Origin of the sequence: Nocardia niigatensis NBRC 100131 (assembly GCF_000308655.1) — a bacterium.
In the GTDB taxonomy this organism is placed as follows: Bacteria; Actinomycetota; Actinomycetes; order Mycobacteriales; family Mycobacteriaceae; genus Nocardia; species Nocardia niigatensis.
Genome location: NZ_BAGC01000054.1, coordinates 50,568 through 77,389 on the forward strand (window position 1 = coordinate 50,568; position 26,822 = coordinate 77,389).

The following is a 26,822-nucleotide window of genomic DNA, read 5'->3' on the forward strand; positions in this document are numbered from 1 at the left end:
TCAGTTGGTGGGGATGGTCCGGATGCCTTCTCCTGCTTCGTCGGTGGGGTCGGCGGGCGTGGTGAACCAGTGGGTTACCTCGCCGTCTTCCAGGTCGGCGGGGATGTCGCCGGTCGGGAGCACCGAGAGGGCGCCGGCGGTGGCGGAGGCCAGGAATTCGTCGATCGAGGCGCGGCCGCTGACTGCGGTGGTGTACGTGGTCGATTCGTAGTCGATTTCGTACTCCGTGCGGAGGGTGGCGGCACGGTCGAGCGCCTCGGACTGGGTGAGGGTGGCCCAGGTTTCGGCGTCGCGGTAGACGAAGGCGGGATCGGACTCGGTGAGGGGTCGGACGCGGTCGGTATAGGAGACCGGGTGCGCGGGACGGGTGGACAGGTCGGCCTGGACCTTCGGGTCCGACGGGACCAGCCAGCGGACCGAGCTGGCGGCGGGCTCCTGCGCGATGCCGAAACCGGCTCCGGCGGCGAGGATCTCACCGAAGGAGAGGCCGTCGGCGAAGAGCACCGCGGCACCCGCCTTGTGGATGGCCCAGACCGCCACCACCGCCTCGACCGTGTGCGGGAGGGCCACGGCGACGACGTCGCCGGGACCCGCGCCACGCTCGATGAGCAGGCGGGCCAGCTGGGAGCTGCGGCGGTCCAGGACGGCGTAGGCGATCTCCTGGCCGCCGGACAGCAGGGCGGGCGCCTGCGGGTCCTCCTCGACGACCTCGGCCAGCACATTGGCCACGGTCGCGGTGCCGACACGCGCCGCGTCCGCCGCGGAATCGGCGGGTGTGACGGCGCTTTCGGCGAGGATGCGGGCGCGTTCGGTGGCATCGAGGATGTCGATGTCGCCGACCAGGCCGTCGGCGTCTCCGACCAGCGCCTCCAGGATCCGGTCGAAGCGCGCGGCGAGGATGGCGACCTCGTCGGCGGTGAACCGGCTGCCCAGGTAGCGCATGGAGATGTCGATGGTCTCGCCCGCCATGATGACCAGGCTCATCGGGTAGTGGGTGTTGTCGTTGATGCCCACACCGCTGACGGACATGCCGTCGATGGAGCTGGCCGCGGCAATCGCGTCCTTGTCCACCGGGTAGGACTCGAACGCCATGATGGTGTCGAATTCCGCTCCGGCACCGGCCAATTGCTGAATCTCGGTGAGGCCGATGTGGTGGTGCTCGAGCAGGTCGGCCTGATCGTGCTGGACGCGCTGGAGCAGCCCGCCGATGGTCAGGCGGTCATCGACGCGGATGCGCACCGGCACCGTGTTGATGAACAGACCCACCATGGATTCGACGCCCGGCAGGTCGCCGGGGCGGCCGGAGACGGTCGCGCCGAACACCACGTCACTGCGCCCGGTGAGGCGGCCGATCAGCACCGCCCAGGAGGTCTGGATCAGCGTGTTCAGCGTGACGTTGAGTTCCCCGGCGCGCTTGCTGAGCGCACGGGTGCGGTCGGCGTCGATGTCCAGGGTGTAGCGGCCGATCTCGTAGTTCTCGTCGCGGGTCGCGGCGGGCGCGAGCTGGGTGGGCTCGCTGACGCCGGCCAGGGCGCGCTTCCACGCCTCGATCGACTCGTCCCGGTTCCGTCCGGCCAGCCAGGCGAGGTAGTTCCGGAACGACGGCACCCGCGGCAGCACCGACATGTCGCCGCGCACGGCGTACAGCACCAGCAGGTCCTGCATGAGCAGCGGCATGGACCAGCCGTCCACCAGGATGTGGTGAGTGGTGATGACCAGGTGCACCAGGTCGTCGCTGATCCGGAACACGGTGAACCGCATGAGCGGCGGCGCGGACAGATCGAAGTGATCGGCGCGATCGGCCTCGATCATCTCGCGCATGCGCGGATTGCGTTCGGCCTCCGGCAGATCCGTCAGATCGACGACGTGGAACGGCGCCTCGACCTTGTCGAGCACCACCTGGTGGGCTTGACCGTCGGAGTCGGTGACGAACGCGGTCCGCAGGCTCGGGTACCGGTCCAGGATGGCCTGCGCGGCCACCTGCAGCCGGTCCAGGTCCACCACACCGCTCAGGTCGAGCACGGTCTGAATGGTGTAGACGTCCACGGTGTTCTGGGTGAGCAGCGCGTGGAACAGCAGACCCGACTGCAGCGGCGAGAGCGGCCACACGTCGGCCAGCGCCGGGTAGTTCCGTTCCCACACCTCGATGTCGGACTGTTCCACTCGCACCAGCGACAGGTCGGACGGCGTGAAGCCGCCCGCCTCCGGACGCTTGGCGTGCGCGGCCAGCGCGGTCAGCGCCGCCACGAACAGGTCGGCGAACTCCTGCACCCGCGCGCGATCGAGCAGCCCGCGCGGGAAGGAGAAGGCCGCGCCCAGCTCCGGGCCGTCCGCGCCGTCGGTGACGATGGCGTTGATGTCGAGGGTGGCGTTGGCGGGCATGTCCGCGTCCATGTCACCGTCGAGCCGGCCCAGGTCGTCGACCGGCACCCAGCCCAGTTCCGCCATGCCCTCGGGCACCTCGCCCGCGGACATCCGGCCCAGGTAGTTGAAGCTGATCTGGCCCACATCGCGCAGCTGCGTGGCGGTTTCGGGGTTGAGGTGGCGGAGCAGACCCCAGCCCAGACCCTTGTCGGGCAGTGCCAGCAACTGTTCCTTGACCGATTTCACGATGTCGCCCAGGGCGTTTCCGCCCTCGAACGCCTCGGTGAGATCGGCGCCGTTCAGGTCGAGTCGCACCGGGAAGGCGGCGGTGAACCAGCCGACCGTGCGCGAAAGATCCGCGCCCGGAACGATTTCCTCTTCACGGCCGTGGCCCTCGAGCTTGATCAGCGCCGAGCCGCCCACGGTCTCCCCGCGCCAGCGCGCGACCGCCATGGCCAGCGCCGACAGCAGACCGTCGTTCACGCCACCGCGGTACAGGCCCGGGACGGCGGTGAGCACGGCCTCGGTGACCGTCGCCGGCACCGTGACCTCGATCCGCTCGACGGTGGCGAAGGTGTCGACCTGCGGGTCGAACGCCCGCGCACCCAGCTGCGGATCCGGAGTCTCGGTGACCCGCTGCCAGAACGGCAGCTCCGCGACCCGCGACTCGCTGCGCGACTCCTCGACGAGGGCGTGCGCCCAGCGACGCAGGGAGGTGCCGGTCTCGGGCAGCGCGATCGGCTGCCCGAAGGCGACCTGCGACCAGGCCAGGCCCAGGTCCGGGATCAGGATGCGCCAGGAGACGCCGTCGACCACCATGTGGTGCGCGACGATGAGCAGCACGTCGCGACGGACGCGTGCCTCGTCGGAACCCTCGGGGGCGAAGGCGAACCAGACGAACTGCACCATGGCGGCGTTCGCCGGATCCAGACGTCCCAGCGCGGCGTCGAATTCGATGCTGCCGACGCGGGTCAGCTCCTCGTCGGAGATGTCCGCGGCCAGCTCGACCCGGTGTACCAGCGCGTCGACGTCGACTGCCCCGCGCGGCAGCGCCTCGAATTCGAAGCCCTCCGTGGCGTTCTCCGGATGGGCACTGCCGCGCAGTCGCGACCGCAGCACATCGTGGTGGTCGAAGAGCGCATCGATGGCCCCGACCAGCACCGTCCGCGTGATGCCGTCCGGCAGTCGCAGCGGCATGGTCTGCGAGAACCGTTCGTACGACGACCCACTCGACAGGATCGCGTGCATGATCGGCGTCAGCGGAATGTCGCCGACTCCGCCGCCCGGCAGTTCGGCCAGCTTCTCCTGCGCGGTGTCCCCACCCAGCGTGGCGACCTCGGCCAGCCCCGCGACGGTCCGCTTCTCGAACACGTCGCGCGGCGAGAACACGATGCCGCGTGCCTTGGCCCGCGAGACCAGCTGGATGGACAGGATCGAGTCGCCGCCGAGCGCGAAGAACGAGTCGTCCGCACCTACTTGCTCGACGCCGAGCACGTCGGCGAAGACCTCGGCGATGGTCGCTTCCAGTTCGGTGACCGGAGCGCGGAAGTCGCGCGCGGTGAACACCGGCTCGGGCAGCGCCCGGCGATCCAGCTTGCCGACCGGGGTCAGCGGGATGGCGTCCAGGATGGTGATGGCCGTCGGCACCATGTATTCCGGCAGGCGGCCCGAGACGTGCTCGGTCAGCGCCGGGATGTCGATGCTGCGGCCCGCGACCGGGAGTACGTAGGCCGCCAGGATGGTGGCCCCGGCCTCGGTCTTGTGGCCGACGGTGACCGCGAAGTCGACCGTCTCGTGCGAGGCGAGCGCGGCGTCGATCTCGCCGAGCTCGATACGGAAACCGCGGACCTTCACCTGGAAGTCGTTGCGGCCCACGTACTCCACCTCGCCGGTGGCGGTCCAGCGGACCACGTCACCGGAGCGGTACATGCGCTCGCCGGCCACGAACGGGTTCGCGACGAACCGCTCGGCCGACAGGCCCGGGCGGTCGTGGTAGCCGCGCGAGAGCTGGATACCCGACAGGTACAGCTCGCCGGCGACGCCGACCGGCACCGGACGCAGGCGCGCGTCCAGGATGAGGGCCTGCATACCGCGCACCGGACCACCGATGGTGACCAGATCGCCCGGCGCCAGCGCGTCGCTGATATTGGTCATGATCGTGGTCTCGGTGGGGCCGTAGCCGTTGTGGAACGCACGAATCGTGCGGTTCTCCAACGGAATCGCCCACTTCTCGACCAGATCGGCCGGCACGGCCTCACCACCGGCGACGAGCACCCGCAGCGAGTCCAGACCCTTCGGGTCGAGGGTGGCGAGCGCGGCCGGGGTGATGAAGGCGTGCGTGGCCCGCTCGCGCTTGATCAGCTCGGCCAGCTCCTCGCCGCCGTAGACGCCCGGCGGGACCACCACGAGGGTGCCGCCCGCGCCGATGGCGAGCAGGTACTCCAGCACCGACGCGTCGAACGACGGCGACGCGAAGTGCAGTGCGCGCGAACCGGAGTCGAGGTGGTAGCGCACGATCTGCTCGGTCGCGAAGTTGGCCAGACCGGAGTGCGTCACCACGACGCCCTTCGGCATGCCCGTGGTACCCGACGTGTAGATCACGTACGCCACGTGGTCCGGCCGAACCGGGGCCCACCGTTCCGCGTCGGTGACGGGTTCGGCGAAGTGCGAGGCGATCTCGGCCTGCACCATGGTGTCGTCGAGCGAGATCCAGCCCGCCAGGCTCTTGACCGGCGGCAGCCCCTCGAGCTCGGCGTCGACCGTGAGGCCGAGCACCGCGCCGGAGTCGTTGACCATGTGCGCGATGCGGTCCGCCGGGTAGGACGGATCGACCGGAACGAAGGCCGCACCCGACTTGGCGACGGCCCAGATGGCCAGCACCGATTCGAAGGAGCGCCGGATCGCCACGGCGACACGGGTTTCCGGTCCGGCGCCGCGCTCGATGAGCACCCGCGCCAGGCGCGAGGACGCCGCGTCGAGTTCGGCGTAGCCCAGGGCCTGGCCCTGGAACACGACCGCCTCGCCGACCGGGTTGTTGGCGACCGCCTCGGCGAGCAGCTCGGGGAGCACCCGCGGCGCGATGGCCGGACCGCCCGTGCGGGAGATCAGGTCGGCGCGCTCCTCGGCGGCCAGGATCTCCAGGTCGCCGACCGCTGTACGCGGCGCGGCGATGATCTCGCCGAGCAGGCGGAGGAACCGCTCCGCGAAGCCCTCCACCGTCTCCTGGTCGAACAGGTCACGGGCGTAACCGAATTCGGCGTACATGCCCGCGTCCGCGTCGGCCGGGGCCTCGGTCAGGGTGAGCATGAGGTCGAACTTGGCGATCTCGTTCTCGAAGTCGACCGCCGAGGCGCGCAGCGCGGGCAGCTCGAAAGAACTGTCGGGCAGGTTCTCGAACGACAGCGCCACCTGGAAAAGCGGGTGCCGCGCGGTGGAGCGCTCCGGGTTGAGCAGCTCGACGAGCCGCTCGAACGGAATGTCCGCGTGCGCGAACGCCTGCAGGTCGCTGTCCTTGGCCTTGGCCAGCAGCTCGGTGAAGCCGGCCTGCCCGGTGACCTCGGTGCGCAGCACCAGGGTGTTGACGAACATGCCGATCAGGTTGTCCAGCTCGGCCTCGCCGCGGCCCGCGATGGGCGCGCCGATCGCGATGTCGGTGGTGCCGGACAGGCGCGCCAGGAACACCGCGAGGGCGGTGTGCACGACCATGAACATGGTCGCGTTGTTGGTGCGCGCGATCTGCTGGAGTCCGCGGTGCAGGTCCTTGCCGATCGGGAACAGCACCCGGCCGCCGCGGAAGGACTGCGCGGTGGGGCGCGGACGATCCGAGGGCAGGTTCAGTTCGTCGGGCAGGTCCGCCAGTGCGGTGCGCCAGAATTCGGCCTGCGCGGCGATCAGGCTGGTCGCGTCGTCCTCGGAGCCGAGGACCTCGCGCTGCCAGATCGAGAAGTCCGCGTACTGCACGGGCAGCGGGGCCCAGCCGGGCGCGACACCAGCGGCGCGGGCGGCGTAGGCCACCATGACGTCGCGGGTGAGCGGACCCATGGACCAGCCGTCGGCGGCGATGTGGTGGGTGACGAAGACGAGCACGTGCTCGACCTCGGCGGCGGAGCCGCCCGTGGACTCCGCATCACCGTCGACGCGGAACAGCTTGGCGTGCAACGGCACTTCGGTGGTCACGTCGAAGCCGGTGGTGACCAGCGCGGTGATCCGCTCGGTCACCGACTCGGCCGGGACGACGATCGGCGTCAGATCCGGAACCGCCTGTGCTGCGGGCACGATCACCTGCGCGGCCACGCCGTCCACCTGCGGGTAGAGGGTGCGCAGCGTCTCGTGGCGGCCGATCACGTCGGCCACGGCCTGCTGCAGCGCTTCCACATCCAGCGCACCGGTCAGACGTACCGCCACGGGGACGTTGTACGCCGCGGACGCGGTGTCGAACTGGTTGAGGAACCACATGCGCTGCTGGGCCAGCGACAGCGGCACATTGTCCGGTCGCGGTCCGGCGGTGAGCGCCTTGCGATCTCCCGCACCGGCGTGCTGCTCGACCTTGGCGGCCAGCCCGGCGACGGTCGACGCCTCGAACACGGCGCGCACCGGCACCCGCGCGTCCAGGGCCGCGCCGATGCGCGCGGCGACCTGGGTGGCGAGCAGCGAGTTGCCGCCGAGGGCGAAGAAGTCGTCGTCCGCGCCGACGCGGACAGCGCCGCTCTCCGCATCGGAGATGCCGAGCACCTCCGCGATGACGCCGGCCACGATCTCCTCGATCGGGGTGGACGGCGCGCGGAACGCGGTGGTCTCGAACTCGGGCTCCGGCAGCGCCTTCCGGTCCAGCTTGCCGTTCACATTGAGCGGCAGGGCGTCCAGGACCACGAAGGCCGAGGGCACCATGTACGACGGCAGCGCCGCCGACAGGGCCGACTTCACCAGCGGCACATCGACACCCGAGCCGGACGGCACCAGGTAGGCCACCAGCCGGTCACCGGTCTTGGCGTCGGTCTTGGCCAGCACCGCGGTCTGCGCGATCTCCGGCAGCGCCAGCAGCGCCGCCTCGATCTCGCCGAGCTCGATACGGAAACCACGGATCTTCACCTGGAAGTCGGTACGGCCCCGGTACTCCAGCTCACCGATCGCGTTCCAGGCCACCAGGTCACCGGTCCGGTACATCCGCTCCCCGACGGCGAACGGGTCGGCCACGAAGCGATCCGCGGTCAGGTCCGGACGGCCGAAGTAGCCGCGCGCCAGCTGCGCACCGGCGAGGTACAACTCGCCGGAGACGCCGTCGGGCACCGGGTTCAGGCGCGCGTCGAGCACGTAGACCCGCGAATTCCATTCCGGCGCACCGATGGACACCGAACCCTGGTCGGCGTCGGTGACCCGGTGGCTGGTGATGGACACCGCGGCCTCGGTCGGGCCGTACAGGTTGAACAGCCCGGCGTCCGGGTTGTCGGCGCGGAAGCGCTGCGCCACGGTCGCGGGCAGCGCCTCACCGATGGCGAGGACCCGCCGCAGTGCGTCGTTCAGCGTCCCGTCGGCCGCGGTGAGCAGCGCGTCGAGCATGGACGGCACCACGTGCAGGGTGGTGACCCGCTCGCGCGCCATCAGCTCGTTCAGGTACGCCGGATCCCGGTGGCCGTCGGCCGCCGCGATCACCAGGCGGCCACCGGACACGGCGGCCGACCAGAACTCCCAGACCGACAGGTCGAAGGTGGCGGCGGTCTTGAGCAGCACCGCGTCGTCCGCGCCGAGCTCGAATTCCGCGCTCTTCCACTGCAACTGGTTGGCGATGGCCGCGTGCGACAGCGCCACGCCCTTCGGGCGACCGGTGGAACCGGAGGTGAAGATGACGTAGGCGGTGTGGTCGGGCCGCAGCGGGGCGACCCGCTCGGCATCGGTGACCGGGCCGGACAGCGCGAGCTCGTCGCCGTCCCGCCGCCCCACCGGAATCGCGTCGCGATCCATATAGACCAGCGGCGCGATCTCGGTGGTGAACTCGGCGGCGGCATTGGTCAGCACGCACACCGGCGCGGCGGTTTCCAGGATGTACCCGGTCCGCTCGGCGGGCTGGTCCGGATCCACAGGCACGTACGCGCCACCGGCGACGGAGACCGCGTACATGGCCACGACCAGGTCGACCGAGCGCCGCAGCGCCAGCGCGACCCGCGCCTCCGGGCCCACACCCAGCGAGATCAGGTGGCGGGCAAGGCCGTTGACCCGGGCGCCGAGTTCGGCGTAGGTCAGCGTCTCGCCCGCGGGCCCGATGAGCGCGATGGCGGTCGGCTTGGCCGCCACCGTTGCGTTCAGCAGGGACACCAGCGTCGCGGCCGAATCCACCCGGTGCGCGGTGGCATTGCGCCGCTCCAGGATCTCGGTCCGCTCGGCGGCGGCCAACAGCTCGATCTCACCGACGGCGGTGCGCGGCGCGGCGACGATCTCGCGCAGCAGGTGCACGAAACGGTCCGCGAAGCCGCGCACGGTGTCGCGGTCGAAGATATCGGTGGCGTAGGTCAGGATGCCGGTGATGCCTTCGGCCGCACCGTTTTCGGAGTAGATGTCCGAGACGATGAGGTGCAGGTCGAACTGCGAGAGCTCGGTGTCGACATCCAGGCCGGACACGCTCAGGCCCGGTAGCTCGAGGGTGGAGCGGGTCAGGTTCTGGAAGGACAGGCCCACCTGGAACAGCGGGTGCCGCGCGGTCGACCGGGCCGGGTTGAGCACCTCGACCAGGCGCTCGAACGGCACGTCGGCATTGGCGTAGGCCTGGATGTCGGTCTCGCGCTGGCGGGCCAGCAGTTCGGCGAACGGCTGCCCGCCGTCGACCTGCGTGCGGAACACCAGGGTGTTGACGAACATGCCGATCAGGTCGTCGAGGACGGCCTCGCCACGACCGGCCATCGGGGTGCCGATGGCGATGTCGTCGGAGCCCGACAGTCGCGACAACAGCACCGCGAGCGCGGTGTGCACGACCATGAACAGCGTCGCGCCCTCGGTCCGGGCCAGGTCGACCAGACCCGCGTGCAGGTCGGCATCGATGCGGATGTCGAGGGTGCCGCCCGCGAAGGACTGCACCGCCGGACGCGGCCGGTCGGCCGGGAGGTCCAGCTGATCGGGCAGACCGGCCAGCGCCTGCTGCCAGTAGGCGACCTGCTTGGAGGCCAGCGATTCCGCGTCGTCCTCGCTGCCCAGCAGTTCGCGCTGCCAGATGGAGTAGTCCGCGTACTGCACCGTGAGCGGGGACCAGCCCGGCTCCTGCTTGATGGAGCGCGCCGCGTAGGCGGTCATCAGGTCGCGGGTCAGCGGGGCCACCGAGGAACCGTCACCGGAGATGTGGTGGATCACCAGGGCCAGTACGTATTCCGCGGGCGCCGGAGCGTCCGGGTCCACGACCGGGAACTGTCCGGTGGGCTCGATGTCGGCGAAATCGAAGGTGTAGGCCGCCGCGTGCGCCGCGGCCTCCGACTGCGCGGCCGGAACCGGCGCCGGGGTCTCGCCCTCGATCTTGAACAGCGCCACCTTGATCGGCACCTCGACGGTCACGTCGAAGGCGGTGGAGGTCAGCTCCACCACCGCGCCCACGACCTCGTCGGCGTTCACGGTGCGCACCTCGAGCTCGGGCACGGCCTGCGCCGGCGGCAGGATGACCTGCACCGGGCCGTCCTCGGTCTGCGGGTAGATGGTCCGCAGGATCTCGTGGCGGGCAACCACATCCGCGATGGCGGCCCGCAGCGCGTCCTCGTCGAGCAGGCCCGACAGGCGCACGGCGACCGGCACGTTGTAGGCGGCCGAGGCGGTGTCGAAGCGGTTCAGGAACCACATGCGCTGCTGTGCCAGCGACAGCGGGATGTTGTCCGGCCGCGGTCCGGCGGTGAGCGCCTTGCGGCCACCGGCACCCGCGTCCCGTTCCACGCGGGCCGCCAGCGCGGCCACCGTGGACGCCTCGAACAGCAGTCGCACCGGCACCCGGGTGTTGAGCGCCTCGCCGAGGCGCGCGGCCACCTGGGTGGCGAGCAGCGAGTTGCCGCCCCACGCGAAGAAGTCGTCGTCCAGGCCGATGCGGCCGGACTCGACGCGCAGCACCTCGGCGAACACGCCGGCCACGATCTGCTCGATCGGGCTGACGGGGGCGCGGAAGACCGCCTTCTCGAAGGTGGGCTGCGGCAGCTCCTTGCGGTCCAGCTTGCCATTGGCGTTGAGCGGCAACGCGGTCAGCGGCATGAAGACCGACGGGATCATGTACGACGGCAGTTCGGCGGCCAGCGCCGACTGCAGCTGTTGTTTGTCGGGTTCGCCGTCGGTGCCGACCACATAGGCCACCAGGCGGTCGCCGAGCACCGGATCGGTGTGCGCGACCACGGCCGCCGAGGCGACGGAATCCACCCGCAGCAGTGCGGATTCGATATCGCCGAGCTCGATGCGGAAGCCGCGGATCTTCACCTGGAAGTCGGTGCGGCCCCGGTATTCCAGCTCGCCGTTCTCCTGCCAGGCCACCAGGTCACCGGTGCGGTACATGCGGGAACCGTTGTCGGCGAACGGGTTCGCCACGAACCGGTCGGAGGTGAGGTCGGGGCGGCCGAAGTAGCCGCGTGCCAGCTGCGCGCCGGCCAGGTAAAGCTCGCCGGACACACCCACCGGCACCGGCCGCAGGCGCGCGTCCAGCACGTACACCTGGGAGTTCCACTCGGGCGAGCCGATGGACACCGACAGCTCGTCGCGGGCGGTTACCCGGTGGTTGGTGATGGACACCGCGGCCTCGGTCGGGCCGTACAGGTTGAACAGTTCGGTGCGCGGACGCTCCCGCAGCACGCGCTGGGCGAGCGGGCCGGGCAGCGCCTCACCGATGGCCAGGATGCGCCACAGCGAATCCGGCAGGCCGTCGGTGAGCAGCGCGTCCAGCATGGACGGCACCACGTGCAGGGTGGTCACCCATTCGCGGGCCATGAGCTCGTTCAGGTACGCCGGATCCTTGTGCCCGTCGGGCGCGGCGATGACCATGCGGCCACCGCAGGCGGCGGCGGACCAGAACTCCCAGACCGAGAGGTCGAAGGTGGCGGCGGTCTTGAGCAGCACCGCGTCGGCCGGGTCGAGGCCGAATTCGGTTACCTTCCACAGCAACTGGTTCACGACCGCGCCGTGCGGCAGCGCCACACCCTTCGGGCGGCCGGTGGAACCGGAGGTGAAGATGATGTACGCGGTGTTCGCCGCGGTCAGCACGCGCACCCGGTCGGCGTCGGTGACGGGCTTGGCCGAGTGGCCGGACAGGTCCAGCTCGTCGATGCGCAGCACCTCGGCCAGCTCGGTAGCCCGTTGGGAGGTATGGGCGTCGAAACCGGCTGCGGCCGTGGTGAGTACGACCTTCGGCGCGGCGGTCTCCAGGATGTAGCCCACGCGCTCGGCGGGCTGATCCGGATCGATCGGCACGTAGGCGGCGCCGGACTTGGCGACCGCGTACATGGCGACCACCAGGTCGGTGGAGCGGCGAATGGCCAGGGCCACCCGGTCTTCGGTGCCGATGCCGCGCGCGATGAGTTCCCGCGCCAGCTGGTTGACCCGTGCGTCGAGTTCCGCGTAGGTCAGGTTCTCGACGCCGTCGGCGGTGTCGGTGACGATGGCGACGGCCTTGGCGTCGTCGGCCACGGACCGGTCGAGCAGCGAGACCAGCGTGGCCTCGGAGCCGCCGTCCATGACCGAGTCCACGTCCTGTGCGGTGTTGTTCCACCGCTGCAGGATTCGCGCGTTCTCGGTCTCGTCGAGCAGGTCGATGTCACCGACGGCGACGGTGGTGTCGGCCAGGATGGCGTCCAGCACCCGCACGAACCGGTCGGCGAAGGACCGCACGGTCGATTCGTCGAACAGGTCGGTGGCGTAACCGAATTCGGTGAGGATCTCCGCCGGGGTGCCGTCCTCGGCGTACCGGTCGTAGAGCGTGACGTGCAGGTCGGTCTTGGCCAGCTGCGAGTCGAATTCGACCGCGGCCACATGCAGGCCCGGCAGTTCGAAGGCGGTCTCGGCCAGGTTCTGGAACGAGAGACCCACCTGGAACAGCGGATTGCGCGCCGTGGAGCGAACCGGGTTGAGCACCTCGACCAGCCGCTCGAACGGCACGTCGGCATTGGCGAACGCCTCCAGGTCGCGCTCACGGACCTCGGAGAGCAGGTCGGCGAAGCTCGCGCCGCCGTCGACCTGGGTGCGGAACACCAGGGTGTTCACGAACATGCCGATCAGGTCGTCGAGTTCGCGTTCACCGCGGCCCGCGATCGGGGTGCCGACCGCGATGTCGTCGGTGCCGGACAGGCGGGCCAGCAGCACCGCCAGGGCGGCGTGCACGACCATGAACAGCGACGCGTTGTTGGCCCGCGCCAGCTCGTGCAGCCTGGCGTGGCGTTCGGCGTCGATGTCGAAGCGCAGCGCCTTGCCGTGGAACGACTGCGCCGGGGGACGCGGCCGGTCGGTGGGCAGCTCCAGCTGATCGGGCAGCCCGCTCAGCGCGCGGGTCCAGTACGAGACCTGCTTGGCGGCCAGCGATTCCGCGTCGTCCTCGCGGCCGAGCACCTCGCGCTGCCACAGCGCGTAGTCGGCGTACTGCACCGGCAGCGGGGCCCACTGCGGGACATCGCCGTTCACGCGGGCCACGTAGGCGGCCATGATGTCGCGCGCCATCGGGCCCATGGAGGAGCCGTCGGCGGAGACGTGGTGGACGGTGAACGCCAGCACGTGCTGGGTGGTCGCGGTGTCGGCGATGCGGAACATCTTGACCGCGAGCGGCACCTCGACGGTGACGTCGAAGGTGGTCATGGCGAATTCGATGACCTTGCCGAGCAGTTCGCCCTCGGTCACCTCCTCCGGCACCAGCGACAGGTCGGTCTGCGAGGCGGGCAGCACCACCTGGTGCGGGCCCGCGGCCGAGCGCGGGTACACCGTGCGCAGCACCTCGTGGCGGGCGATCACATCGCCGATGGCCTGCTTCATGGCGTACAGGTCCAGCGCGCCGGTGAAGCGGACCGCCAGCGGAATGTTGTCGACCGCCGAGGTGCTGGTGTCGAACTGGTTCAGGAACCAGTAGCGCTGTTGCGCCGGGGACAGCGGCAGGTGCGCGGGACGCTCACCGGGGATCAGGCGCGGACGCGCCCCGGAACCGGCGTTGCGCTCCACGCGCGCGGCCAGCGCCGCGACCGTGGACGCCTCGAACAGATCGCGCACCGCCAGCTGGGTGTCCAGGGCCGCGCCGAGGCGGGCGGTGACCTGGGTGGCGATCAGCGAGTTGCCGCCGAGCTCGAAGAAGTCGTCGTCGAGGCCGACCCGTCCGACGCCGAGGACGTCGGAGAAGGTACCCGCCACGATCTCCTCGATCGGGGTGGACGGGGCGCGGAAGACCTTGGCCTCGAACACCGGCGCGGGCAGGCGCTTGCGATCCAGCTTGCCGGAGGCATTGAGCGGGAAGGCGTCCAGCACCACGAAGGCGGTCGGGACCATGTAGCCGGGCAGCCCCTCCTGGAGTTCGGCACGCACGGCGTCGAGGTCGACGCTGTGGCCGGCGGTCGGAATGATATAGCCGACCAGCTGCTCGCCGAGCCGCTCGTCACTGCGGACCACGACCACCGACTGGGCGATGGCATCGATGGCTGTGAGGGCGGACTCGATCTCGCCGAGTTCGATGCGCAGACCGCGCAGCTTGACCTGGAAGTCGGTGCGGCCCAGGTATTCCAGCTCGCCGCGGCCGGTCCACTTGACGAGGTCACCGGTGCGGTACATGCGCTCGCCGTGGTGGAACGGGTCCGCGACGAAGCGGTCGGCGGTCAGCTCCGGGCGGGCGACATAACCGCGCGCCAGCTGGACGCCCGACAGGTACAGCTCACCCGCGACACCCGGGGCAACCGGGTGCAGACGCGAATCCAGCACGTAGACACGGGTGTTGAAGACCGGCGCGCCGATCGGGACCGATAGCGTGTCGGTGTCCTCCACCTCGTGGTAGGTGACGTCGACCGCAGCTTCGGTCGGGCCGTACAGGTTGTGCAGGCGGGCGCCGGTGAGCTCGCGCAGCTTCTGCGCGGTCGGCGCGGGCAGCGCCTCACCGGAGGCGAAGACCTGGTGCAGCGTGGTGCATTCGGCGGCCTTCTCCTCGGCCACGAACACCGACATCATCGACGGCACGAAGTGCGCGGTGGTGACCCCGGTCTCGATGATCAGGTCGGCGATGTAGCCCGGGTCGCGGTGGCCGTCCGGCTTCGCGATGACCAGGGACGCGCCGATCTGCAAGGGCCAGAAGAACTCCCACACCGACACGTCGAAGGTGGCCGGAGTCTTCTGCAGCACCACGTCGTCGTCGAACAGGCCGTACTCGGTCTGCATCCAGACCAGGCGGTTGACGATGGCCGTGTGGCTCACCGCCACACCCTTCGGGCGGCCGGTCGAGCCCGACGTGAAGATCACGTACGCGACATTGTCGCCGTGCAGCGGGGCGATCCGGTCGGCGTCGGTGATCGGGGCGTCGGAGTAGCCGGACAGCTCCAGCTCGTCGATCAGCAGTGTGCGCGTAGTGGTTTCGAACCGGTCGCCGCCGGTGCTCAGCACGCACACCGGCTGTGCGGTGTCGAGCACGTACTGGTTGCGCTCGGCCGGGTGATCGGGGTCCAGCGGCACGTACGCGCCACCGGCGACCGTGACCGCGTACATGCCGACCAGTAGCTCGAAGGAGCGCCGCATGCCCAGGGCCACATAGGTATCCGGTCCGACGCCCTCGGCGATGAGGTGGCGGGCCAGCCGGTGCACGCGCGAGGCGAACTCGGCGTAGGTCAGACTCTCGCCCTCGAACACCAGCGCGGTGAGGCTGGGGGTCTGCTTCAGCTGGGTCTCGAACATCGACGCCAGGGTCACCTCGGCGCTGATCTTCTTGCCGCCCAGCGCGACCCGCTTGACGTCGTATTCGGTGGCGTTCCAGGTGCGCAGCACCTGGCGGCGCTCGGCCGCGTCCAGCAGTTCGATATCGCCGACCAGCGCGGTCGGCTCGGCGACCACGGCCGACAGCAGGCGCACCAGGCGCTCGCCGAAGGCGGCGATGGTGGCCGGGTCGAACATGTCTGTGGCGTAGGCGAATTCGGCGGTCATGCCGTCGCTTTCGGCCGACTCTGTAAGGTTCAGGTGCAGGTCGAACTTGGCGGTGACCACGTCCAGCGGCACGCCGGCCACTTCCAGGCCGGGCAGGGCGAAGCTCGCCGCGCCGGTGTTCTGGAACGACAGCATGACCTGGAACAGCGGGTGGCGGGCCTGCGAGCGGGCCGGGTTGAGGATCTCGACCAGGCGCTCGAAGGGCAGGTCGGCGTGGCCGAAGGCGGCCAGGTCGGTGTCCTTGGTACGGGCCAGCAGCTCGGCGAACTTCTCCCCCGAGTCGACGGCCGTGCGCAGCACCAGGGTGTTGACGAACATGCCGATGGCGTCGTCGAGGACCTGCTCGCCACGGCCCGCGACCGCGGTGCCGATTGCGATGTCGTCAGCGCCGGACAGGCGCGCCAGCAGGGCCGCGAAGGCCGCGTGCACGACCATGAACAGCGAGGCGCCGTGCTCGCGGGCCAGGCCGTTGAGTCCGGCCAGCAGCTCGGCGTCGATCGAGAACTCGTGCACGCCACCGGCATTGGACGCGACCGCGGGGCGCGGGCGATCCGAGGGCAGGTCGATCTGGTCGGGCAGCCCGGCCAGATCGGTGCTCCAGTAGGAGACCTGCTGCGAGATCAGCGAGTCGGCGTCGTCCTCGTCGCCGAGGGTTTCGCGCTGCCAGAGCGCGAAGTCGGCGTACTGCACCGGCAGCGGCGCCCACTGCGGGGCCGTGCCGATCGCGCGGGCCGCGTAGGCGACCATGACGTCGCGGGCCAGCGGGCGCACCGACCAGCCGTCACCGGAGATGTGGTGCACCACGAAAACCAGGACGTGCGTGGGCTGTCCGGCGTCCGAGACCCGGAACAGCCCGGCACGCACGGGCGCCGCGGCGGTCACGTCGAAACCGGTGAGCACCAGTTCGGCGATGCGCTCGCGCAGATCGGCCTCGGTCACCTCGACCGGGGCCAGGCCGGTGCCGCCGCCGTGGATGCCGGCATTGGCGGCCGCGTCCAGGCGGACCTGGTCGGTGGGCAGGATGACCTGCACACCACGGCCTTCGGCGTTCTCCGGGTAGACCGTGCGCAGCACCTCGTGGCGCTCCAGCACATCGCCGACGGCGGCCAGCAGGGCGTCCACGTCGAGGTCGCCGGTCAGGCGGACCGCGAGAGGGATGTTGTTGACGGCCGAGGCGGTGTCGAAGCGGTTCAGGAACCACATGCGCTGCTGGGCCAGGGACAGCGGGATCTCGTCCGGCCGGGCCTGGGCCACCAGCGCGCGGCGGCCACCGGTGCCCGCCTGGGCCTCCACGCGCGCGGCCAGGGCCGCCACGCTCGGGGCGTCGAAGAGGGTGCGAACCGGGATGCGGGTGTCGAGCGCCGCGCCCAGTCGCGCCACCACCTGGGTGGCGATCAGCGAGTTGCCGCCCAGTTCGAAGAAGTCGTCGTCCGCGCCGACCGGGTTCTCGAGTCCGAGCACCTCGGCGAACACGCCGGCCACGATCTCCTCGGCACGCGTCGCGGCGGCCCGGAATTCGCGGGCGGCGAACTCCGGCTCGGGCAGCGCGCGGCGGTCCAGCTTGCCGTTGGCACTGAGCGGGAACGCGCCCAGGGCCACGAAGGCGGCCGGAACCATGTACGACGGCAGCTGCGCGGCCAGGTGGTCGCGCAGGGCTGTGTCCAAGTTGCCCTCCGCTCCGCTCCGGGCGGGGGCAGATTCCTCGGGAACCACGTAGGCGACCAGCTGATCGCCGATTCGGGAATCTGCGCGCAGAACCACAACTGCCTGGGCCACCTCCGGATGCGCGGTCAGCGCGGCCTCGATCTCGCCGAGCTCGATGCGCAGACCACGCAGCTTCACCTGGAAGTCGGTGCGGCCGATGTACTCCAGCTCACCGTCCGCGGTCCAGGTGACGAGGTCACCGGTGCGGTACATGCGCTTGCCGGGGGTGAAGGGGTTGGCCACGAAGCGATCCGACGACAGGTCGGGGCGCGCCACGTAGCCGCGCGCCAGCTGCACGCCGGCCAGGTAGAGCTCGCCCGGCAGGCCCGGCGCGACCGGGTGCAGACGCGAATCCAGCACGTACACCTGGGTGTTGAACACCGGGCGGCCGATCGGCACGGTCTCGGTGTCGGCGTCGGTGACCTGGTGGTAGGTGACGTCGACGGCCGCTTCGGTCGGACCGTACAGGTTGTGCAGGGCCGCGCCGGTGACCCGGCGCAGCTGCTGGGCGGTCGTCGCGGGCAGCGCCTCACCGGAGGCGAAGACCAGCCGCAGGCTGTGTCCGATCTGCCCCTCCGCTTCGCTCGGTCCAGAACGCGACGCGCCGCGAACCACCGGGGTTTCTCCGGCCCGGCTCGCGAGCTCCGCGACGAACACCGCCAGCATTGACGGCACGAAGTGTGCGGTCGTGACGCCTTCGCGGGCAATGGTTTCGGCCAGGTACACCGGATCCCGGTGCCCGTCGGGCTTGGCCACGACCAGCGTCGCGCCGATCTGCAAGGGCCAGAAGAACTCCCACACCGACACGTCGAAGGTGGCCGGAGTCTTCTGCAGCACCACGTCGTCCGCGGTCAGGCCGTACTCGGCCTGCATCCACACCAGGCGGTTCACGATCGCCGCGTGCGGCACCGCCACACCCTTGGGGCGACCGGTCGAACCCGAGGTGAAGATCACGTACGCGGTGTTCGAAGCCCGCAGCGGCGCAACACGATCCGCGTCGGTGAGCACGGCGTCGGAGTAACCCGACAGGTCGACGGTGTCGACCGCGACGGTCGGCACGCTCGCGTGGGTGAATCCGTCACGCTCGGTAGTGAGCACGCACACCGGCTCCGCCGTCTCGAGCACGTAGTCGATGCGGTCCGCGGGCTGGTCCAGGTCCAGCGGCACGTACGCGCCACCGGCCTCGACGATCGCGTACATGGCGACCACCAGGTCCAGCGAGCGGCGCATGCCCAGCGCCACCAGGCTGTCCGGGCCGACCCCGGCCTCGATGAGCTTGCGGGCCAGCCGGTGCACACGCGCGGCGAACTCGGCGTAGGACAGACCGGTCCCCTCGAAGCTGACCGCGGTCGCGTCGGGAGTCCGCTCCGCCTGCGCCTCGAACAGTGCGACCAGGGTCTCGCCCGCGTCGCCGGAGGCGCTGCGCACGACCTCGCCCTCGGCGGTGGTCTCGTCGGACAGCGTCCCGGAGGTCAGTGCCGCGAGGACGGAGACCACGTCGGCGGTGGTCCGGTTCCAGTCCCGCAGCACCCGGGTCCGCTCACCGGGCACCAGCAGGTCGATATCGCCGATGGCCCGTTCCGGCTGCGCGGCAATGGCCTTCAGCAGCAGGTCGAACCGGTCGGCGAAGAGCGCCATGGTGGCCGCGTCGAACAGGTCGGTGGCGTAGATGAGTTCGGCGGTGATGCCCGACGGGCTGGAGCCGTGGCCGTTGCCGGTCACGTCGTCGCTGCCGAGCAGGCTCGGCGAGGCGGAGCGTTCGGTGAGGACCAGCTGCAGGTCGAACTTGGCGGTGTCGATCGGCAGATCGACGGCGCTCACGGTCAGGCCGGGCAGTTCCAGTTCGGTGATGCCGGTGTTCTGGAATGACAGCATGACCTGGAACAGCGGGTGGCGGGCCTGCGAGCGGGCCGGGTTGAGGATCTCGACCAGGCGCTCGAAGGGCAGGTCGGCGTGGCCGAAAGCCTGGATGTCGGTGGCGCGCACCGTGTCCAGGAGTGCGGTGAAGCCGGCGCCGCCGTCCACCTCGGTGCGCAGCACGAGGGTGTTGACGAACATGCCGATCAGGTCGTCGAGAGCGCGCTCGCCACGACCCGCGACCGGGGTGCCGATCGCGATGTCCTGTTCGCCGGACAGCCGCGACAGCAGCGCCGCCAGCGCGGAGTGCATGACCATGAACAGCGTCGCGCCGCGGGTGCGGGCGAGTTCGGTCAGCTTGGCGTGGGTGTCGGCGTCGATGGTGAAGACATGCGTCGCGCCGCGACCCGACGCGACGGCCGGACGTGGACGGTCGGCCGGCAGGTCCAGCTGATCGGGCAAGCCGCGCAGCGAATCGCGCCAGTACGAGATCTGCTGGGAGATCACGGATTCGGCGTCGGTCTCGTCGCCGAGCACCGTGCGCTGCCACAGCGCGTAGTCCGCGTACTGGACATCCAGCGGCTGCCAGCCCGGTTCGCCGCCCTCGACGCGAGCGCCATAGGCGGTCATGACATCCCGGGTGAGCGGGCCCATGGAGAAGCCGTCGGCCGAGATGTGGTGCACCACCAGCGCGAGCACGTGCTCGGTGGGGCTGACCTCGAACAGGCGGGCCCGGAACGGCACGTCCACGGTGACGTCGAAGCCGGTCAGCACCAGCTCCGAGAGCGCCTGCGGGAGTGCGGCTTCGGAGACCTCGACCGGGGTCAGGTCCGGAATGACCTGGCCGGTGGGGACGATCTCCTGGAACGCCTGGCCGTCGATCTCGGGGAAGCGGGTGCGCAGCGACTCGTGCCGCGCCAGCACGTCGGCCACGGCGATCTGCAGGGCCTGGCGGTCCACCAGACCCGACAGGCGCACGGCCGCCGGGATGTTGTCCACGGCCGATTCGGGATCGAACCGGTTGAGGAACCACATGCGCTGCTGGGCCAGCGACAGCGGCAGCCGCTCCGGCCGTTCCTGCGCGACCAGCGGCTGACGCGTGCCCGCGCCGGAATGGGTTTCGGCGCGGGCCGCCAGCGCGGCCACGGTCGAGGCCTCGAAGATCTCGCGCACGCCGAGGTGGGTGTCGAGCGCGGCCGACAGGCGCGCCGCCACCTGGGTGGCGATGAGCGAGTTGCCGCCGAGGGCGAAGAAGTCGTCGTCCAGGCCGACCCGCTCCAGGCCGAGGATCTCGGCGAAGACGCCGGCCACGACCCGTTCGATCTCGGTGGATGGGGCGCGGAAGACCGCGGCCTCGAACACCGGCGCGGGCAGCGCCTTGCGGTCCAGCTTGCCGGAGGCGTTGAGCGGGAACTCGTCGAGCGCCATCAGGATCGACGGCACCATGTACGCGGGCAGGCTCTCGCCGATCTCCGCGCGCACCTTCTCGGCGTCCACGGTGTGGCCCGTGGCCGGGATGACGTAGGCGACCAGCTGATCGCCGGTGTGCACGTCGCTGCGCACCACGACCACCGACTGCGCGATGGAATCCAGTGCGCTGAGCGCGGATTCGATCTCGCCGAGCTCGATGCGCAGACCACGCAGCTTCACCTGGAAGTCGGTGCGGCCGATGTACTCCAGCTCACCGTCCGCGGTCCAGGTGACCAGGTCACCGGTGCGGTACATGCGCTCGCCGGGGGTGAAGGGGTTGGCCACGAAGCGATCCGCGGTGAGGTCGGGGCGCGCCACGTACCCGGTGGCGAGCTGATCGCCCGCCAGGTACAGCTCGCCGGCGACCCCGACCGGGGCGGGACGCAGCCGCGAATCCAGCACGTAGACCTCGGTGTTGAACACCGGGCGGCCGATCGGCACGGTGTCGACGTCGGTGTCCACCACCTGGTGGTAGGTGACGTCGACCGCGGCCTCGGTGGGGCCGTACAGGTTGTGCAGCTCGGCACCGGTCAGCTCGCGCAGCTTGTGCGCGGGCTTGGGCGCGAGGGCCTCACCGGAGGCGAACACCTTGCGCAGGCTGTGCCCAATTCGCCCCTCCGCTTCGCTCCGGGGCAGGTTCGCGGCGCTGGAGGTCGCGTTGCGAACCACCGGGGTTTCTCCGGCCCGAGTCGCGAGCTCCGCCACGAACACCGCGAGCATGGACGGCACGAAGTGGGTGACCGTCACGCCTTCGCGCGCAATGAGATCCGCGAGGTAGGCCGGGTCGCGGTGGCCGTCGGGCCTGGCCACGACCAGCGTCGCGCCGATCTGCAAGGGCCAGAAGAACTCCCACACCGACACGTCGAAGGTGGCCGGGGTCTTCTGCAGCACCACGTCGTCGGCGGTCAGCCCGTAGGCGGCCTGCATCCAGACGAGGCGGTTGACGATCGCCGAGTGCGGCACCGCCACACCCTTCGGGCGCCCGGTCGAACCGGACGTGAAGATGACGTAGGCGTTGTTCGACTCCCGCAGCGGCGCACGGCGTTCCGCGTCGCTGAGCGGAGCGGCCGAGTAGCTGCTCAGCTCCAGCATGTCGATGCGCACCTGGGCGGTGTCGATCGCCAGATCCTCACCGGAGGTCAACACGGTCACCGGGTCGGCGGTCTCGAGGATGTACTCGATGCGCTCGGCCGGGTGATCCGGGTCCAGCGGCACGTAGGCGGCCCCGGCCACGGTGACGGCGTACATGCCGACCACCAGGTCGAGGGAGCGTTGCATGCCCAGCGCCACAAAGGATTCCGCGCCGACGCCACGCTCGACGAGCCAGCGGGCCAGGCGGTGCACCCGGTCGGAGAACTCGGCGTAGGACAGACTCGTGCCCTCGAAGCTGACCGCGGTCGCGTCGGGAGTCCGCTCGACCTGCGCCTCGAACATGGCGACCAGGGTCGCGGCCTCGGCCGCCAAGCGCGGGGAGGCGGAGCGATCGGTGAGCACGGCCGCGACGTCGAAGGCGGTGTCGTTCCAGCGCTCGACGACCAGCTCGCGCTCGGCCCCGTCCAGCAGCTCGATATCGCCCACGGCCGCAGCGGGTTCCGTGGTGATGGCCGTCAGCACGCGGATCAGGCGATCGGCGATGCGGTGGACGGTGTCCTCGTCGAACAGGTCGCGCAGGTAGCCGGCGCGGATGCGCAGGCGGGTGTCGAGCTGGGCAATGAGGGTGAGCGGGTAGTGGGTGGCGTCGGCGGCGTCCAGGCCGGTGACGGCCATGCCGTCGATATCGGCGGCCTGGGACCGGATGCCGTCGGCGTCGACGGGGTAGGACTCGAACACGACCAGGGTGTCGAAGAGTCCGCCGATGCCCGCGGCGGTCTGGATGTCGGCCAGGCCCACGTAGTGGTGGTCGAGCAGGTCGGCCTGTTCCCCCTGGGTGCGGGTGAGCAGCGCGCTCGCCGCCTCGGCCGGGTCGAAGGCGACCCGCACCGGGACGGTGTTGATGAACAGACCCACCATGGACTCGACGCCCGCGAGCTGGGCCGGACGGCCGGACACCGTGGTGCCGAAGAGCACGTCCTCGCGGCCGGTGAGGCGGCCGAGCAGGATGCCCCACGCCACCTGGAGCACGGTGTTCGGGGTGACGCCGAGGTCGGCGGCCACCGCGGTCAGGCGCGCGGTCGCGGCCTCGTCCAGGTCGAAGAAGTACTCGCCGGACAGGGCGGTGATCTCACGGCCCGCGTCGGGGCGGGTGAGCAGGGTGGGCTCGGAGACGCCGCGCAGCGAGCGCTGCCAGGCCGCCAGCGAGGCCGGACGATCCTGCGCCGCAACCCATTCCAGGAAGTAGCGGTAGGACCGCACCGGCGGCAGCACCGCGGTGTCGGAGTGCGTGGCGTACAGCACCAGCAAGTCCTGCATGAGCAGCGGCATGGACCAGCCGTCGAGCAGGATGTGGTGGTTCGCCACGGCCAGCTGGTAGCTGTGCGGGGCGGTGCGCACCAGGGTGTAGCGGATGAGCGGCGGCACGGTCAGGTCGAAGCGCTGCATGCGGTCGGCGGCGATGATCTCCGCCGCGCGCGCGGCGCGGGCCGCGTCGTCGGCGATATCGGTGAGGTCGTGGTTGGTCCACGCCACCCGCACGCCGTCGATGACCACCTGCACCGGCACGCCGGACGCGTCGTTGACGTAGGCGGTGCGCAGGATCTCGTGGCGTTCGATGAGCGCCTGCGCGGCCGACCGCAGCCGGTCGGCGTCGACGCGGCCCTCGAGGGTGAGCACCGCCTGCGCGGTGTACACGTCCACCGAGGTGGCGGCCAGCTGCGCGTGGAAGAGCAGGCCGGCCTGCAGCGCGGACAGCGGCCACACCTGGCTCAGCTCGCCGTACTGCTTTTCCCAGCCGTCGATATCGCGCTGGGTGACGCGCACCAGGCCGAAGTCGGACGGGGTGTGCCCGCCCGCCTGCGCCGATTCCGCATGCCGCGCAACGGCTTCCAGCGCCGCGGTCCACAGCGCGGCGAACTCGGCGATCTCCGTGGCGGAGAGCAGCGTGCTCGGGTAGCCGATGTTCGCGGTCAGCTTGTCGCCGGCCACGATGGCGTTGATGTCGATCGGGGCCATGGCCGGCATGTCGGCGTCGTAGGCGCCCGCCAGATCCGCCAGCTCGGGAGCCGGGATCCAGCCGAAGCCGCGCAGCGCCTCCGGCACATTGCCGTCGGTGACCCGGCCCAGGTAGTTGAAGCTGACCTGGCCCGGCAGCAGCTTGGGCAGCTGCCCCGCGGTGTCGGAGTTCATGTAGCGCAGCAGACCGTAGCCGATGCCCTTGTCGGGCACCGCGAGCAGCTGCTCCTTGACGGCCTTGATGGCCCGGCCCATGGCGGGCCCGCCGGTGAGGGCGGCGTCCACGTCGATGCCGGACAGGTCGAAGCGCACCGGGAAGATGGCGGTGAACCAGCCGACCGTGCGGGACAGGTCGGCGCCGGGCACGACCTCCTCCTCACGACCGTGGCCCTCCAGCCGGACGAGGGCAGACTTCTCCCCCAGTCCCTTGGCAGCGCGGAACTTGGCCACCGCCAAGGCGAGCGCGGTCAGCAGACCGTCGTTCACGCCGCCGTGGAACAGCGCGGGCACGGTGGTCAGCAGCGACTTGGTGGCCTCGGCCGACAGCTCGACGCGGTGCTTGACGATGGTCGCGGTGACGTCCACGGCCGGATCCATGGCGCGCTCGGTGAGCAGCGGATCCGGGCCCTCGACGACGGTGCGCCAGAACTCCAGTTCGGCGACGCGCTCGTCGGTGGCGGCCTCACGCTCGAGGGCGTGCGCCCAGGTGCGCATGCTGGTGGCGGGCGCGACCAGTTCGGGGGTCTGTCCGGCCGACACCTGACCCCACGCCGCGACGAAGTCCGGCACCAGGATTCGCCAGGTGACGCCGTCGACCACCAGGTGGTGAAGGGCGACCACGAGGCGTCCCGCGCGAGCGGTGCCCGATTCACGGCTCGCCGTGGCGTCCGACGGCTCCAGCCACACGAACCGGATGACCTGTCCCGCAGCCGGATCCAGCTTGTCGAGGGTGGCGTCCAGTGCGGCGGTGGCGATCTCGAACAGCTGCTCGTCGGTGGCGGCCGCGTCGAACTCGGTGCGGTCGATGAGCGAATCAGCGTCGACGGTGCCGGGCGCGCCGGTCTCGACGATCCAGTCCGCGTCCGGCACCCGGCGCAGGCGCGCCCGCAGCATGTCGTGGCGGTCGATGACCGCGCCGACGGTGGCGGCGATGCCCGCGCGATCGATGCCGATCGGCAGTTCCAGCGCCATGGTCTGGTTGAAGCGGCCGAACTCGCCCGGCCGGCCCGCCATGAAGCGCACGACCGGGGTCAGCGGCATGACACCCACGCCGCCGCCCGGCAGTTCGGTCAGCTGCGGCGTCGAATCGCCCTGGCCGTCGGCGGTTTCCGCGACGGCGGCGAGGCCGGAGACGGTGCGCTGTTCGAACACGTCGCGTGGGCTGAACACCACGCCGCGCGCCTTGGCCCGCGACACCAGCTGGATGGAGACGATGGAGTCGCCGCCCAGGGCGAAGAACGAGTCGTCGATGCCGACCCGCTCCAGGCCCAGCACCTCGGCGAAGACCTCGGCGATGGTGTGCTCGAGGGCATTGCGCGGGGCGCGGAAGACCACCTCGGTGGCGAAGACCGGCTCGGGCAGCGCCCGGCGGTCCAGCTTGCCGACCGGGGTCAGCGGCACCCGGTCGATGACCATGACCGACGACGGCACCATGTACGCGGGCAGGCGCTGCTCGACGTGCGCGGTCACGGCCGCCACATCGATCGAATGACCCGGCGTGGCAACCACGTACGACACCAGCGAGGTCGCGCCCGCGGCGTTCTTGTGGCCGACGGTGACCGCGAAGTCGACGGATTCGTGCGAGGCCAGCGCGGCGTCGATCTCGCCGAGCTCGATGCGGAAACCGCGCACCTTGACCTGGAAGTCGGAGCGGCCGACATACTCGACCAGGCCGTCCGGAGTCCAGCGCACCACGTCACCGGTGCGATACATACGCTCGCCGGGCACGGACGGGTTGGCCACGAACCGCTCGGCGGTCAGGCCCGGCCGCGCGTGGTAGCCGCGCGCCAGCTGGATACCCGACAGGTACAGCTCACCCGCGACACCCACCGGAACGGGGCGCAGGCGGTTGTCGAGGATCAGCGACTGCATGCCCCGGATGGGACCGCCGATGGTGACCAGCTCACCCGGCGTCAGCGCGTCGCTGATATTGGTCATGATGGTGGTCTCGGTGGGGCCGTAGCCGTTGTGGAACGCACGAATCGTGCCGTCCGCCAACGGAACCGCCCACTTCTCGACCAGGTCCGCGGGTACCGCTTCACCACCGGCGACCAGCACGCGCAGCGAGTCCAGGCCCGCCGGTCCGAACGTGGACAGCGCCGCCGGGGTGATGAAGGCGTGGGTGGCCCGCTCGCGGCGGATCAGCTCGGAGAGCTCCTCGCCGCCGTAGGTGCCCGGCGGGACGACCACCAGGGTGCCGCCCTTGCCGATGGCGAGCAAGAACTCCAGCATGGACGCGTCGAACGAGGGCGACGCGAAATGCAGTGCGCGCGAGGAGGAGTCGAGCGCGTACCGCTCGGCCTGCTCGACGCTGAAGTTGGCCAGACCGGCGTGGGTGACCACGACGCCCTTGGGCACACCGGTGGAACCGGAGGTGTAGATGACGTAGGCCGGGTGCTCCGGACGCAGCGGGCGCGCCCGCTCGGCATCGGCGATCGCGGTGTCCGCGAAGGCGTTCAGATCCAGCTCGTCGAGGACCAGCCACTCGACCGAGTCCGGCATGTCCGCGCGCACCGACGCCACGGTGAGGCCGACCGGCGAACCGGAGTCGGTGACCATGTGAGCGATGCGGTCGGCCGGGTAGTTCGGGTCCACCGGCACGAAGGCCGCACCGGTCTTGGACACCGCCCATTCGGCGAAATAGGAGTCGTCCGAGCGCGGCACGGCCACCGCGACCAGATCCTCGGCGCCGATGCCGCGCTCGATGAGCAAGCGCGCCAGGCGGTTCGAGCGAGCGTCCAGCTCGCCATAGGACAGACTCCGACCCTGGAACACGACCGCGGGGGCGGCCGGGTCGAGGGCGACGGCGTCGGCGATCAGTTCCGGCAGTGTGCGCGCCGGGACGGCGGGCAGGCCGAAACGGGCCGTCAGATCGGCACGTTCGTCCTGATCCAGGATGTCGATCGCGCCGACGCCGATCTCCGGGTCGGCCGCGACGGCCTCGAGCACCCGCACCCAGCGCTGCGCGAATCCGGCCGCGGTGGCCTCGTCGAACAGATCGG

Annotated in this window: 1 protein-coding gene (only partly in view); it reads right to left on the reverse strand. The window is 70.7% G+C overall.

Features of this window, described 5'->3' with window-relative positions; all coding sequences use genetic code 11:
- On the reverse strand, nt 1-26,822 hold the 3' portion of the coding sequence (locus ON33_RS26025; RefSeq protein WP_040861720.1) for a non-ribosomal peptide synthase/polyketide synthase. 17,695 nt of this gene lie beyond the right edge of the window; only the last 26,822 of its 44,517 coding nucleotides appear in the window; its start codon lies off the right edge, out of view; the stop codon is at nt 1-3.